We start from the raw sequence: 13,158 nt of genomic DNA, 5'->3' as shown, positions 1-13,158 counted from the left end.
TCGACTCCGTAGTAGCCATTTATAATAGTCATATTGACAAATATGAAGCGGAGGGGAGCAGTACGGTGCGGCGGTTCGACCCGGTCGAAGGAGCCCTCAGCGGAACAGCCTGTAGGCGGCCTGCCCGGTGGCGACGGCCTCCGAGTCGGGCGTCCCCTCCCACCGGTCGGCGGCGTCGTCAGACTCCGTCTGACGGCTCGCCGAGGTCCCCTCGGCGACGTCGTCCTCCGCCTCGTCGGGGATTCGGCTGACGACGGTGACGGTGCTGACGCCGATGGTTCCGCCCGCGCGGACGACTTCGGCCGTCGCGCGGAGCGTTCCGGACGCCCGGCGGAGGTAGTTCACGTTCAGGTTCACCGTCGCCACGCCGTGGGTCATCGGGTCGTCGAACACCGTCCGCTGGGCGATGCCGCCCGCGGTGTCGATGAGCGTCGCCGCGATGCCGCCGTGGACCGTCGGCGGGTTCGTCGTGTTGGTGAGTTTCTCGTCGTACGGTATCGTCATCACGACGCGCCCGCGTTCGATTTCCTCGACGCGCGTGTTCAACCACGAGAGGTAGCCGTGTTCCTGTTCGATGTACTGCTGGACGAACGCCGCGGCTTCGCTGGGGAATCCGACGTCGCCTCGCCCGTCGCTTCCGTCGTCGTCGCGGTTCTCGTCGCCGTCGGTCATTGGTGCCACCGCGCACGCGGCGGATATGAAATCGGCGGTTCGTCCGCCGGAAAGAGGGAGTCGCGGTCCGTCACCCCAACCGAATCGGGTCCTCGCTACTCCGGAGTTCGACCGTCACTCGCTCGCCCACCTCGAACGCGCGGTCCGGACAGACGAGTTTCGCGCCGAAGTCGGCACTCGACCCCGCGAAGAGGGAGATGCCGGTGATCCTGTCGCCGTTCGCCACCACGTCGAAGGCGTCCCACGCGACGTTCCGGCCCTCGGCGGTCCCGACGGGGTAACCGAGGAACGACAGCGTGCGGCCGTCCGCGCCGTCCGAGAGGACGCCGCCCGCGGCGTAGTGCGCCAACCCGCCGTCGAGAGCGACCGCGAGAGGGTCGGCGCTCCCCTCCGCTTCGGCGTCGTCGCCGGACGGAGTCCGGCGGGCCGCCGAACTCCGTTCGGCGACTGCGGCGACGGCGGCCCACCGGTCGCCGGGGGCGGGGTGGGTCGGTTCGTCCAGAATCGCGTACGTCTCGCCCGTCTCGACGACGGTTCCGACGCCGTCCCAGCGGACGGGTTCGACCGGCGCGTCGGCGACGACCGGAAGCGACCCCGTGGCGCGGTGGGGGTTCTGGTCGCGGCGGCGGAAGCCGAGATGGACGTGGTTGCCGACCCACGGCGCGAAGAAGCCCGAGCGAATCATCGGCCCGAGTCGGTCGCCGACGGCCACCGAGTCGCCCGCCTCGACTTCGGGTTCGACGTGGAGGATTCGCGCGACGTACTCGCCCGCGTCGACGAGGATGAGGTACTCCTCCTCGTGGGCATACGGTTTCGGCGGCGCGCGGACGGTTCGCGTCTCCAGAACCTCACCCGAGACGGGCGAGAGGCCGTCGTTCGATTCCGGGTAGAGGTCGATGGCGCAGGCGTCGTCGTGCGCCGGGTACGGCGAGTTGTACAGCGAGAAGCGACGGTACAGGTCGAGAACGTCCGCGGGCACCGTCACGGACTCCGCGTCGGCCGGGCGGGCGGGCGGGCGGGGTCGCCCGTCTCGCCCCGATTTGCGCTCCGCGCGGCCGCGTCCGGACTCGGCGTCGCCGTCCATGCGGAAACGGGGGGACCGGGAGGGCTTAGACGCGTCGGCACCTCCTCCCCCCATGGACGCCGAGACGGGCGACCGAGTTCGAGTCGTTCGCGGGCGCGCGAAGACGAGGGAGGCGGACCGAGCGGTGACGGCGGCGATGCTGGAGGAGACGGGTCGCGACGGCGTGCCCGCCTTCCGCGCGTGGACGCCGCACAGACAGGTCGCGTTCGGCCGCCGGGACAGTCACGCCGACGGATACGGGGAGGCCCGGCGCGCGGCCGAGGAACGGGGCTTCCCGCCGGTCGAACGGAGCGTCGGCGGACGGGCCGTCGCCTACACCGGGACGACGACGCTGGCGTTCGCCCACGTCGTGCCGACGGAGGACATCCGCACCGGACTCGACGCCCGGTACGACGCGGCGACCGAATCGGTGGTCGCCGCACTGCAGTCCGTCGGCGTCGCGGCGACGCCGGGCGAACCGCCGAACTCGTTCTGCCCCGGCGCGCACTCGGTGCAGGCCGACGGGAAACTCTGCGGCATCGCCCAACGCGTTCGGAGCGACGCCGCACTCGTCTCCGGCGTCGTCGTCGCGGACGAACGTGAGGAGTTAGCGGCGGTCCTGGAGCCGGTGTACGCGGCGCTGGACGTGCCGTTCGACCCCGAGACGGTCGGGAGCGTCGCCGAGAGCGGCGGGCCGTCCGACCCCGAGGAGACGCTTCGAGCGCTGGAAGCCTCGTTCGTCGGCGACGCGACGCGGGACGTGACGGACGCCGCGGCGTTGGCCCCCGACGAGTAGCGAACCGCGGTGCTTAGGTCGCCGCCCTCGGACACCACGGGTATGTCTACGCTCATTCTCGACGCGACGCTCGCAGACGGGCGCGTCCGCGACGTTCGAGTCGAAGGCGAGGAGATAGCGGCGGTCGAACCGTCGCTCGACCCGAAGTCGGACGAACGGATGATCGAGGCCGGCGGACGGCGACTGTTCCCGGGCGCGATAGACGCCCACGTCCACTTCCGCGAACCGGGGTACGCCCACAAGGAGACGTGGGAGACCGGTTCGCGGAGCGCCGCCGCGGGCGGCGTGACGACCGTCGTGGACCAACCGAACACGACGCCGCCGACGACGACGGGCGCGGCGTTCGACGAGAAGGCCGAACTCGCCGAGAAGTCGCTCGTGGACTACGGCATCAACGGCGGCGTGACGGCCGAGTGGGACCCCGACTCGCTGTTCGACCGACCGCTGTTCGCACTCGGCGAGGTGTTCCTCGCCGACTCGACGGGCGACATGGGCATCGAGGCGGACCTGTTCGCCGACGCCGTCGCTCGCGCCGCCGATGAGGGCGTGGCGGTCACCGTCCACGCCGAGGACGCCGACCTGTTCGACGAGGCGGCGCGGGAACGCGACGCGGGCGGGACGGGGCGCGACGCGGACGCCGATCCGTGGAGCCAGTACCGCGCCGCGGAAGCGGAGGCCGCCGCCGTCGAACGCGCGGTGGAGGTGGGTTCGGACTCGGAGGCGGACGTACACATCGCGCACACGAGTACGCCCGAGGGCGTCGACGCCGCGACGGCGGGCGGCGCGACGTGCGAGGTGACGCCGCACCACCTCTTTCTGTCCCGCGAGGACGCGACGGAACTCGGCACGTTCGGGCGGATGAACCCGCCCCTCCGGAGCGAGGAGCGTCGCGCGGGGATGTGGGAGCGACTGGTCGAAGGCGACGTTGACGTCGTCGCCACCGACCACGCGCCGCACACCGTCGAGGAGAAGGAGACGAATCTGTGGGACGCGCCGAGCGGCGTTCCGGGCGTCGAGACGATGCTTCCCCTCCTGTTGGCGGAGGCGCGGGCGGGGAACGTCACCTACGAACGCGTCCGGGACGTGACCGCCGCGAACGTCGCGGAGATATTCGACCTGCCGCGGAAGGGGCGCGTCGAAGTCGGGCGCGACGCCGACTTGGTCCTCTTCGACCCCGAGGAGACGCGGGAGATTCGCGGCGAGGACCTCCACTCGAAGTGCGAGTGGACGCCGTTCGAGGGGCGGACGGGCGTCTTCCCCGACCTGACGATGGTCCGCGGGAACGTCGTCTACGACGACGGGACGTTCGGCGAGGCGGTCGGACGGAACGTCCGCGAGTAGGCCGAGAGGGCGAACTACCGGCGGGCGCGTCCCGAGTCGGGTGCCGGACTACCGCGAACCGACCCGGGGCGACGCTCAGGTCACGGCGGGGGTGGTCCGGTACTCGTATTTGAACGTCAGGTCAAGAGCGTGCCGAGCGTCGCCGCCGCGAGCATCGCGCCGGCACCGAAGCCGCCGATTCGCGCCATCGCGCGGCGCGAGTCGCGTTCGGTCCAGTCCGAACCGGAGTCGAGTCGTCGCGTCATCTCCTCGAACGCGCGACCGGCGAGCATCGACCCCGACCAGCCGAGAAGGCCGAATCCGAAGACGAGGGCGCCGAGGAGAAACGCCGAGTTCGCGGCCCACGCGATACTCCGGGCGACGCCGCCGGCGAGCGTTCCGAACGCGCCGACGGCGAGGCCGACGACGAACGCGCCGCCGACGATGCGGGCGCGGCGGCGGAGCGAGGTCGGAAATCGAGAGAAGAGAGGGTACGTACGGGACATGGCGGGGTGGTCGAAGCGTCAGTCGATCGCTTCGCGCATCCGCGGGTCGAGTGCGTCGCGCATCCCGTCGCCGAGGAGGTTGAACCCGAGCACCGTCACGGCGAGGAACAGGCCGGGGAAGAACGACCACCACCACTCGCCGGTGAGGAGTCCCTCGTTCACGCCGTTCGCCAACATCAGCCCCCACGACGGCGACCCGGCCTCGGCACCGAAGCCGAGGAACGACAGGGCCGCGAGGTCGATGATAGCGAGGCCGAAGTTGAGCGTGCTCTGCACCGTAATCGGCGCGAGGCAGTTGGGCATCACGTGCCGGACGAGAACGCGGGCGTCCTTCGCGCCGAGGGCGACGGTGGCGTCCACGTACTCGTCTTCGAGCACTTTCAGGGCGGCACCGCGAACGACGCGGGCGAACCGCGGCGTGTAGACGAGCGTGAGTGCGGTCACGGCGCGCCACAGACCGAGGCTGTCCGGGAATATCGCCACGAGCGCCAACGCGAGCAACAGCGACGGGAACGCCAGGAACACGTCCATCGAACGCATGATGACGTTGTCCGTGATATCGCCGTAGTACGCGGCGATGACGCCGAGAGCGACGCCCGCGGTGGTCGAGATACCGACCGTGACCGTCCCGAACTTCAGCGCCAGCCACGACCCGTAGAGGACGCGGCCGAACAGGTCGCGCGCTTGGATGTCGGTGCCGAACGGGTTCTGAGCGGTCGGCGGTCCGAGACTCGGGTTCGTCCCGAACTGCGACTGCTGCAGTTCCGCGAGACTGGGCCCGAAGCCGAATATCGCGCCGAGGCGGGCGTACAGTGCGACTGCGACCATCGCGAGGATGAGGACGATTCCCGCGAGAGCGAGGCGATTCGACAGGAGGTCCGAGAGGAACGGCGACGCGCGCAGACGGCTCACGAGGCCGCGGTGCGTCGGTTCGGCGTTCTCTCCGTGTGTCTGTGTGCTCATTGTTCGATTCGTGGGTCGAGATACGAGTACGTCACGTCGACGCCCAGATTGACGAGCGTAAAGAGGAAGGCGAACACCAGAACCGTGCCCTGCACGACCGGGTAGTCGCCCACCTCGATGGCCTTGACGAGCATCGTTCCGATGCCGCCGATGCCGAACACCGTCTCGGTCAGGACGGCCCCGCCGAGGAGCGTCCCGAACTGGATGCCGATGACGGTGATGACCGGGATGAGAGCGTTCTGGAAGCCGTGCTTCATGATGGTTATCTTCGCGCCCTGCCCCTTCGCGCGGGCGGTCCGCATGTAGTCTTGGCGGATGACTTCGAGCATCGACGACCGCATCATCCGCGAGATGAGGGCCATCCCGTAGATGCCGATGACCGCCGCGGGGAGGAACATGTGCGACGCCGCCGAGAAGAACGCCGCGAAGTTCCCCGTCTGCAGGCCGAAAACCAGCGAATCGACGGTGATGAGACCAGTGTACACCGGCGGGTCGAACTGCGAGGCGATGCGGTTCGACGCCGGAAGCACGTTCAGGAACTGCGCGAAGAGCAGGATGACGAGCGGTCCGCTCCAGTATATCGGGACGCTGATTCCGGTGAGCGCGCCGATACGGGTGACGTGGTCCGTCGCGGTGTCCTGCTTGACGGCGCTTATCACGCCGGTCGGGATGCCGAGCAACACGCCGATGAGTTGCCCGTAAATCGCCAGTTCGAGCGTGACCGGCAGGCGGGCGCGCAGAATCGTCAGGACGGGCGTGCCTCGCTGGATGATGTAGGAGTTACCGAAATCCAGCGTCACGACGTTCAGGAGGAACTCGCCGTACTGGACCCACAGCGGGGCGTTCAGCCCGAGGTCCGACCTGACCTGTGCGACCTGTTCCGCCGTCGCTCGCTGCCCGGCGATGACCCGCGCGGGGTCGCCCGGACTCAGGTGCAGGATGGCGAACACCAACGTCGCCACGCCGAACAGCACCGGCACCAAGAGCAGAATCCGCTTTATGAGAAAGCGCTTGGAGACCATATGAAAAAGTGGCTATCGCGACATTACTTGAGGCTAACGAGGTTGAGGAACGGACCGCTGATGGGAGCGAGCACGAACCCCTCGACCGAGTTAGAGACGCCGCGCAGTTCCTTCGCGTGGTTCAGGAACACCCACGGCGCTTCGTCGTGGGCTATCTGAGCCGCCTGCTTGTACTTCTCCTCGCGCGCCTTCTTGTCGTACGTCGCCTGCGCCTCTTCGACGAGCGACATGTACTCGCGGTTGGCCCACGCGGCGACGTTCATCGTGTTGAACCCTTCCGCGTCGAAGCTGACCCAGTCCTGCCCCTCGGTGAGTGCGTCTTCGGACACCTGCGGGTGCAGCAACGCGTAGAAGAAGTTGTCAGGGTCGGCGTTGTCGGTGTACCATCCGAGGAAACACGCATCGTGCTTCCCGGAGCTGGTGTAGTCGAGGAACGGGTTGAACGACTGCTGGTTGATGTTGACTTCGAGGCCGATCTCCCCGAGGTTCGACTTGACCAACTGCGCCGCCTGAAGCGGCGAAGGGTTGTAGCCGCGGGGGTTCTTGAACGTCGCGAGCTCGAAGCTGAAGCCGTCGCCGTACCCCGCCTCGTCGAGGAGCGACTGCGCCTTTTCGAGGTCCTTCGGGTACGGGTCTATCTCCTCGTTGTAGCCGAGGACGTTGCTCGGGATGGGCTGGCTCGCCTCCTTGGCGATGCCTTGGAAGATGTTGTTGACGAGCGACTTCGTGTCGATGGCGTAGCTGATGGCCTGTCGGACCTTCTTGTCGCGGAAGGCCTCGACTTTCTCCATGTTGAACGCCATGTAACCCGTGTTGATACCCTCTTTCTCGACGAGTTTGGCGTTCGAGGAGTCCTCGACGACCTTCGACGCCTGCGAGCCGATGCCGTCGATGATGTCCGCGCCGCCGCTGTCAAGCGTCTGCGCGCGCGTCGTGTTGCTCTCGACGGTGGTGAACACGACTTCGTCCACCTTCGGCGCCTCTCCCCAGTAGTCCCCGTTCGCGGAGAGTCGGATCTGCTGGTCGGACGTGTCCCACTCTTCGAAGACGAAGGGACCGGTGCCGACGGGGTTGCTCTTCAGGTCGGTTCCGTGCTCCTCGATGGCCTTCTTCGAGAGCACCGAGGAGGCGAACATCGCGAGGTTGCGGAGGAACGGAGCGTACTTCTGGGACAGCTCCATCGTGAGTTTGTAGTCGCCGTCGGCCGTCACCTTGTTCACCCAGTCGCCGAGCGTGAACGGACCGTACGCCGAGGTGTAGGTGCCGCCGGGGTAGTGCTCGTAGTCCGGGTTGGTGAAGCGGTTGAACGTCGCGACGAAGTCCTCGGCGGTGAACTCCTCGCCGTTGTGGAACGTGACGCCCTCGCGGAGCGTGAGCGTCGCCGTCGTCCCTTCGAGGTTCCAGTCGGTCGCCAGCCCGGCCCGGAGTTCGCTCTTCCCGGGTGCGAACATGATGAGCTGGTCGTACATCTGGTTCATGACCTTCGTGTCCTCGCCGCTCGTCGTGTTCTGGGGGTCGAGCGAACCGGAGTCGTTCCCGCGGGCGAACGTCAGCGTCGTCGTGTCGCCGTCCTCGCCGGTTCCGGTGCCGCCTTCCGTTCCTTCGGGGGAGCCGGTTCCCGCCTGGTCGGGATCCGCGGCACAACCCGCGAGCGTCGCGGCCGCCGCGGCGCTTCCAGTCGCCTTCAGAAACGTACGTCTACCTATGTCACGGGGCATATTACCAGACATACGTAGTCGTTACCTAAATGTATCGATGTATTATATGACCAGAAAAGGGGAAGAGTGAGCCGACGTGTACAATACGCCCGCGGGGCAGGTCCGTTATCGGTCGTCGAGGTGGCACGCCGCCGGATGCTCGTCCTCCGAGAGGTGCGGCTCCGACCGTTCGCAGACGCTCTCGAACCGGTCGCGGAGTCGGTCGGCCGCGGTCTCCCACTCGCCGGCGGCGACGGCGTCAAGCGCGGACTCCACGACGGCGCGGTTCTCGCCCGCGAGCGGTTCGGTGAAGAACCGGTCGTAGAGGTGGTCGGCGACGGAGCCCGCGGGGACGCCGCCGTCCGCGGCGGTGGCGGCGGGCGTCTGCTCGGGCGGTTCCCCGCCCGCCCCTTCGGCGGCCGCCTCGCGGGCCGCTTCGAGGTCTATCTTCCGGTCTTCGACGCGTTGGCGGAGGTCCATCACCTCGCGGTAGGCCGCCTGTTCGATGTCGATTTCCGCGGGCGGGATGACCGCCGGACACCGCGTCCGGAAGTGACACCCCGAGGGCGGGTTGATGGGCGACGGCACGTCGCCTTCGAGGATGACGCGGTCGGTGTCCGCCGTCGGGTCGGGGACGGGGATGGCCGACAGGAGCGCCTGCGTGTACGGGTGCCGCGGGTCCTCGAAGAGGTCGCTCGTCGGTGCCGTCTCCACGACTTCGCCGAGGTACATCACGGCGATCCGATCGCAGATGTGGCGGACGACCGAGAGGTCGTGCGCGATGAACAGGTACGTCAGCCCGAACTCCTCCTGCAGGTCTTCCAGCAGGTTGAGAATCTGCGCTTGGACGCTCACGTCGAGCGCGGAGACGGGTTCGTCGCAGACGATGAAGTCGGGGTCGACGGCGAGTGCGCGGGCGATGCCGACTCGCTGACGCTGTCCGCCGGACATCTCGTGCGGGTACCGAGTCCGCTGACTCGGGTCGAGCCCGACGGCTTCGAGAAGTTCGTTCACGCGGCGGCGACGCTGGTCGCGTCGGTTCTCGCCGTCCCGAGGCGACTCCTCCGGGAGGTCGTGTATCTTCAGCGGTTCGGCGATTATCTGGCCGACGGTCATGCGGGGGTCCAGACTGGACATCGGGTCCTGGAAGATCATCTGGAGGTCCCGGCGGCGTTCTCGGAGTTCCGACCCTTCCAGGTCGGTGAGGTCCTCGCCCGCGAAGACGACGCGGCCCTCGGTGGCGTCCAGTAGTCGGAGGATGGTCCGGCCCGTCGTCGATTTACCGCAGCCGGATTCGCCGACGAGGCCCAGCGTCTCGCCCTCGTAGATGGAGAGGTCGACGCCGTCCACCGCCTTCACGCTCCCGCCGTCGAACCCGAGCCACTCGTCGAGGAGGCCGTCGGCGCGCGAGAAGTGCTTCTTCAACCCCTCCGCGCGGAGGAGTTCCTCGCCGATATCGCTCTCGGTGTCGGATAACGCGTCGCCGTCGCCGTACTCGCTCTCGTCGAAGTCCTCGAAGATGCACTTCGCGCGGTGGTCCACGCCGTCGGACCCGTGCTGGAGGTACGGTATCTCTCCGCTGGTACACTCCGCCGTGGCCCACGGACACCGGGGAGCGAAGTGGCATCCGTCGGGCATGTCGATGAGGTCCGGGACGTTCCCCTCGATGGGCGTGAGCCTGTCTTTCTCCTCGGTCGGGATGGACTCCAACAGCGCGTAGGTGTACGGGTGCGAGGGGTTCCGGAATATCTCCTCGACCGGCCCCTCCTCGACGATTTCGCCCGCGTACATCACCGCGACGCGGTCGCACGTCTCGGCGACGACGCCGAGGTCGTGCGTTATCATCAGCATGGACATCCCGAGGTCGTCCTGCAGGTCGTTGATGAGGTCGAGAATCTGCGCCTGGATGGTCACGTCGAGCGCCGTCGTCGGTTCGTCGGCGACGAGCAGTTTCGGGCGACACGCGAGTGCGATCGCGATGAGCACTCGCTGTCGCATTCCGCCCGAGAACTCGTGCGGGTACTCGTCGACGCGCGCGGTGGGTTCGGGGATGCCGACCTCCGAGAGGACCTCCACGGTTCGTTCGACGACCGCCTCGTCGAGTTCGCCGCCGCCGACCTTCGGCAGAATCTCCCGGACCGCGTTCAGCCACGAGTCCTTCTTCCGCCCGCCGTACTGGTGGAGTCGGAGGCTCTCGGCCACTTGCTCGCCCACGGTGAGCGCGGGGTTGAGCGAGGTCATGGGGTCTTGGAATATCATGCTCATCTCGCCGCCCCGAATCGACCGGAGGGCCGATTCCGGCGCGGCGGTGATGTCTATCTCGTCGCCGTCGACGAACTGCGGGTCGCGGTACGTCTCGCGGAGTTCCTCCGCGAGGGAGGGCGACGTGAGCGTCACCTCGCCGCCGACGACTTCGCCGGGGTCGTCCACGAGGCCCATCGCGGAAAGCGCCGTCACGCTCTTTCCGGAGCCGGATTCGCCGACGAGGCCGACCGTCTCGCCTTCGTCGATTTCGAGATCGACGCCGTCTACCGCCTTCACGCGACCTCGTTCGGTCGCGAACTGCGTCCGGAGGTCCGAGATGGAGAGGAGAGGCATTGGCACACAATCTCTGCCTGATTCGCAAATACCTTTGCAATTGTGGAAGTCGGGAGTGGAACACTTTTCCGCCGCGACGGACCAACTGGAGGCATGGACGACCCGAATCCGGAGGAGGAGGCGGCGCATCCGCTCTCCGGCGTGATGCAGTTCTGGGACGACGTCGTCGGGGACGCCGAGGCGACGGCCGAGGAGTACCGCGAGGCGGGGTGGGACGTGGTCGAACTCCACCCGGGCGACGTGACGCCCGTGCCCGCGATGCTCGACGCCGAACCGTCGGCGGAGTACGGGTTGAACGTGCTCGTTCCGGGAGACGAGTTCGACACCGTCGAGGATATCGTCGGGACGGCCGAGTTCGACTCCTACGACGCGTACCGCGCCGAACGCGGCGGAACGGTCTTCCTCGTCGTCGCGATGCTCGCGGAGGAGTCGGGCCGAGCGGTCACTATCCCGATGTACTACCGGACGAAGGAGGCCGCGCCGATGCTCGAACGGGCGGCCGACGCCGGCGAGATGCGGGTCATCGTCCGGCCCCTCTCGAACGACAAGCGCGTCGTCTTCGAACAGCGCGATCCAGATTCGTTGTTCCCCGAAGAGGGCGCGTAGGGCGTCCCTGACCCTCGCTCAGTCGTCGCTCGCGTCGTCGCCCGCCAGTTCCTCCTCGCGGAGTTCCGCGCTGGCCTGCCTGACTTCGCGCATGACGCTGGAGATGCGTTCCTCGGCCTCCAGTTCGTCCTCGACGGAGAGGTCGACGCCCTCGACTTCGAGGAGGAACTTCGCGATCTCGGAGACCTCGTACATCAGTTCGTCGAGTTCCTCGGCCGTGAAGAAGCCCGACATCGCGCCGTAGAGGAACGTCGCGCCGGACTTTCGGACCTTGTCCTCGAACGAGGAGCGGGCTTGGTTGACCGCCTGCGGCGTGTACGTGTCCGTCATGAACGGGACGAGTTCCGGGAGGTTGTTCCCTATCTTCGTCATCTCGACGCCCGTCTCGGTGCGGAAGTCGGCGCAGAGGCGCGCGATGGCCCACTCGCGGGCGGTGACGTACGTCCGGTCGCGCAGGAACTCGTTGACGCGGTCGTACTCCGCGCCGTCCATCTTCTTGAACCGCGCGTACTTCTGCACGTCGCTGGGCGGGGTGTCGGCGGCGCCGCCCGCGGTGGCGTCGTCCGTAGCGTCCGCAGCGTCGGCGGCGTCGGCGTCGCTCCCGTCGTCGGTGCCGGTCTCGGCGTCTCTCGCGTCCGTATCGTCCGCGGCGGCGTCGTCGGCCTTCGCGTTCGCCTCGTCGACGGTCTCCACGGCGTCCGCCGCGTCGCGTTCGGCGGACCGTTCGTCCGCCCCGATTCGACCGTCGTTCGCTTCCGTTCTGGCGTCGTCTCGGCCCCGTTCGGGCGTCGGTTCCGCCTCCTCGTCGCCCGCCGTCCCGGGGGGTGAGGAACTCCGCTCGTCGCCCTCGTTCGCCGGCGTCTCGTCGGCGGGTGTCGGGTTCTCGTCGCTCATACGCGGGGTTCCCCGGCGTCCCGGAAAAGGGTTCCGTCGGCGGGGTCCGCGGCCCGCGGGGGGCTTACGGGCAACTGTTTTCTACCGGCCCCACGACATAGCCTGCCATGAAGGTTCTCTTGGGAATCGGGGGAAGCGACGACTCGGTTCGGGCGTTAGAGGAGACGGTGTCTCGCACCGCGGTCGCGGACGACGACCTGACCATCGCGATCGTGGACAACCCGGCCTCGGACAGATCGAAGGACGAACTGGAGGAGACGGCCCGCCGACTCCTCGAAGAGGAGGGGATCGACGCGGAGATTCGGCGACTCGAAGGCGACCCGGGGAGTCGCCTCATCGGCGTCGCCGAGGAGGAGGGGTTCGAGAAGATCGTCCTCGGGGGGGGCAAGCGGAGTCCGATGGGCAAGATAAACATCGGCGGCATCGCCGAGTTCGTCCTGTTGAACTCCCACGTCACCGTCTCGCTAGTCCGATGACTCCGGAGCGACGCTATCCGGGCGAACCCGCCGGGCCGTTCGAGGCTCCGCCGCGGTCGTTCGAGGACCGCGAGGGCCGGGAGATCGAACTCCGGGCGTACGACGGGTCCGAAGCGGAGTTCGAGGCGCTCGTCTCGATGTACCTCGAATTCGACCCGGCGGACCGGGCGCAGGGCATCCCGCCGGGACAGGAGAGTCGGGTCCGCGACTGGTTGGAGAACATCCTCGACGAGGAGTGTCTGAACGTCGTCGCGTGGGACGGCGAGACGGCCGCCGGGCACGCGACGCTCGTTCCCGACGGCGACGCGTACGAACTCGCCATCTTCGTGCTCCAGGGCTACCAGGAGGCCGGCATCGGGACGAAGCTGATGCGCGTCCTCCTCGGTCACGGATACGAGTCCGGCGTCGAGAAGGTGTGGCTCACCGTCGAACGGTGGAACCGCGCGGCGGTGAGTCTGTACAAGAAGATAGGCTTCGAGACGACCGACTCGGAGAGCTTCGAGCTGGAGATGGCGCTCAGACTCAACGAGAGCGAGTCGTAGGGC

Annotated in this window: 13 protein-coding genes; 5 read left to right on the top strand and 8 right to left on the bottom strand. The window is 67.9% G+C overall.

Annotated features, from left to right (window positions below; all coding sequences use genetic code 11):
* Positions 1 to 96 precede the first annotated feature (96 nt).
* Both ACFQEV_RS02515 and ACFQEV_RS02510 read right to left on the bottom strand, forming a co-directional pair.
* Complete coding sequence (locus ACFQEV_RS02515) at positions 97 to 672, bottom strand: PaaI family thioesterase (RefSeq protein ID WP_379692399.1); 576 nt, start codon at positions 670 to 672, stop codon at positions 97 to 99.
* A 70-nt stretch (positions 673 to 742) separates the two neighbouring features.
* Positions 743 to 1,756: a DUF8155 domain-containing protein gene (locus ACFQEV_RS02510; RefSeq protein ID WP_379692398.1), complete on the bottom strand. Its 1,014-nt coding sequence runs from the start codon at positions 1,754 to 1,756 to the stop codon at positions 743 to 745.
* A 52-nt stretch (positions 1,757 to 1,808) separates the two neighbouring features.
* Here ACFQEV_RS02510 and ACFQEV_RS02505 point away from each other — a divergent pair, with 52 nt between their 5' ends.
* Both ACFQEV_RS02505 and ACFQEV_RS02500 read left to right on the top strand, forming a co-directional pair.
* Positions 1,809 to 2,531 (top strand): lipoate--protein ligase family protein, encoded by a 723-nt coding sequence (locus ACFQEV_RS02505; protein ID WP_379692397.1) that lies wholly within the window; start codon positions 1,809 to 1,811, stop codon positions 2,529 to 2,531.
* 42 nt (positions 2,532 to 2,573) lie between these two features.
* Entirely contained in the window at positions 2,574 to 3,872 is a 1,299-nt protein-coding gene (locus ACFQEV_RS02500) for a dihydroorotase (RefSeq protein WP_379692395.1), read from the top strand.
* Positions 3,873 to 3,988: 116 nt separating this feature from the next.
* Here ACFQEV_RS02500 and ACFQEV_RS02495 read toward each other — a convergent pair whose 3' ends face one another.
* From ACFQEV_RS02495 to ACFQEV_RS02475, 5 genes are all read right to left on the bottom strand, one after another.
* Positions 3,989 to 4,357, bottom strand: a complete 369-nt coding sequence (locus ACFQEV_RS02495; protein ID WP_379692393.1) for a DUF7268 family protein — start codon at positions 4,355 to 4,357, stop codon at positions 3,989 to 3,991.
* Positions 4,358 to 4,375: 18 nt separating this feature from the next.
* Complete coding sequence (locus ACFQEV_RS02490) at positions 4,376 to 5,320, bottom strand: ABC transporter permease (protein WP_379692392.1); 945 nt, start codon at positions 5,318 to 5,320, stop codon at positions 4,376 to 4,378.
* On the bottom strand, positions 5,317 to 6,342 hold the full coding sequence (locus tag ACFQEV_RS02485) for an ABC transporter permease (protein WP_379692391.1): 1,026 nt from the start codon (positions 6,340 to 6,342) through the stop codon (positions 5,317 to 5,319). The genes ACFQEV_RS02490 and ACFQEV_RS02485 overlap by 4 nt, the downstream gene beginning before the upstream one ends.
* Positions 6,343 to 6,365: 23 nt before the next feature.
* Positions 6,366 to 8,060, bottom strand: a complete 1,695-nt coding sequence (locus ACFQEV_RS02480) for an ABC transporter substrate-binding protein (RefSeq protein WP_379692389.1) — start codon at positions 8,058 to 8,060, stop codon at positions 6,366 to 6,368.
* A 105-nt stretch (positions 8,061 to 8,165) separates the two neighbouring features.
* A complete protein-coding gene (locus ACFQEV_RS02475) occupies positions 8,166 to 10,637 on the bottom strand; it encodes an ABC transporter ATP-binding protein (protein ID WP_379692388.1) in 2,472 nt (823 codons plus the stop codon).
* Between the two features lie 93 nt (positions 10,638 to 10,730).
* Between ACFQEV_RS02475 and ACFQEV_RS02470 the strand changes: the two genes are divergently transcribed.
* Positions 10,731 to 11,243: a DUF7529 family protein gene (locus ACFQEV_RS02470; RefSeq protein WP_379692387.1), complete on the top strand. Its 513-nt coding sequence runs from the start codon at positions 10,731 to 10,733 to the stop codon at positions 11,241 to 11,243.
* Between the two features lie 18 nt (positions 11,244 to 11,261).
* On the opposite strand, the gene ACFQEV_RS02465 is transcribed toward ACFQEV_RS02470, so the two are convergent.
* Positions 11,262 to 12,137, bottom strand: a complete 876-nt coding sequence (locus ACFQEV_RS02465; RefSeq protein ID WP_379692386.1) for a DUF5806 family protein — start codon at positions 12,135 to 12,137, stop codon at positions 11,262 to 11,264.
* 107 nt (positions 12,138 to 12,244) lie between these two features.
* Here ACFQEV_RS02465 and ACFQEV_RS02460 point away from each other — a divergent pair, with 107 nt between their 5' ends.
* Both ACFQEV_RS02460 and ACFQEV_RS02455 read left to right on the top strand, forming a co-directional pair.
* A complete protein-coding gene (locus ACFQEV_RS02460; protein WP_379692385.1) occupies positions 12,245 to 12,613 on the top strand; it encodes a universal stress protein in 369 nt (122 codons plus the stop codon).
* On the top strand, positions 12,610 to 13,155 hold the full coding sequence (locus tag ACFQEV_RS02455) for a GNAT family N-acetyltransferase (protein WP_379692384.1): 546 nt from the start codon (positions 12,610 to 12,612) through the stop codon (positions 13,153 to 13,155). Before ACFQEV_RS02460 ends, ACFQEV_RS02455 begins: the two co-directional genes overlap by 4 nt.
* Positions 13,156 to 13,158 lie beyond the last annotated feature (3 nt).

It is taken from the genome of Halopelagius fulvigenes, assembly GCF_042662625.1.
Lineage (GTDB): Archaea > Halobacteriota > Halobacteria > Halobacteriales > Haloferacaceae > Halopelagius > Halopelagius fulvigenes.
The sequence above is the reverse complement of the archived record's forward strand: the minus strand, read 5'-3'. Positions and strand labels throughout refer to the sequence as shown.

Excerpts from the sequence above, each read along its gene's own strand:
- ACFQEV_RS02500 (WP_379692395.1), top strand. The coding sequence starts at position 2,574 with ATGTCTACGCTCATTCTCGACGCGACGCTCGCAGACGGGCGCGTCCGC.
- ACFQEV_RS02460 (WP_379692385.1), top strand. The coding sequence starts at position 12,245 with ATGAAGGTTCTCTTGGGAATCGGGGGAAGCGACGACTCGGTTCGGGCG.
- ACFQEV_RS02455 (WP_379692384.1), top strand. The coding sequence starts at position 12,610 with ATGACTCCGGAGCGACGCTATCCGGGCGAACCCGCCGGGCCGTTCGAG.
- ACFQEV_RS02465 (WP_379692386.1), bottom strand. The coding sequence starts at position 12,137 with ATGAGCGACGAGAACCCGACACCCGCCGACGAGACGCCGGCGAACGAG.
- ACFQEV_RS02510 (WP_379692398.1), bottom strand. The coding sequence starts at position 1,756 with ATGGACGGCGACGCCGAGTCCGGACGCGGCCGCGCGGAGCGCAAATCG.
- ACFQEV_RS02495 (WP_379692393.1), bottom strand. The coding sequence starts at position 4,357 with ATGTCCCGTACGTACCCTCTCTTCTCTCGATTTCCGACCTCGCTCCGC.
- ACFQEV_RS02505 (WP_379692397.1), top strand. The coding sequence starts at position 1,809 with ATGGACGCCGAGACGGGCGACCGAGTTCGAGTCGTTCGCGGGCGCGCG.
- ACFQEV_RS02490 (WP_379692392.1), bottom strand. The coding sequence starts at position 5,320 with ATGAGCACACAGACACACGGAGAGAACGCCGAACCGACGCACCGCGGC.
- ACFQEV_RS02515 (WP_379692399.1), bottom strand. The coding sequence starts at position 672 with ATGACCGACGGCGACGAGAACCGCGACGACGACGGAAGCGACGGGCGA.
- ACFQEV_RS02475 (WP_379692388.1), bottom strand. The coding sequence starts at position 10,637 with ATGCCTCTCCTCTCCATCTCGGACCTCCGGACGCAGTTCGCGACCGAA.
- ACFQEV_RS02470 (WP_379692387.1), top strand. The coding sequence starts at position 10,731 with ATGGACGACCCGAATCCGGAGGAGGAGGCGGCGCATCCGCTCTCCGGC.
- ACFQEV_RS02480 (WP_379692389.1), bottom strand. The coding sequence starts at position 8,060 with ATGCCCCGTGACATAGGTAGACGTACGTTTCTGAAGGCGACTGGAAGC.
- ACFQEV_RS02485 (WP_379692391.1), bottom strand. The coding sequence starts at position 6,342 with ATGGTCTCCAAGCGCTTTCTCATAAAGCGGATTCTGCTCTTGGTGCCG.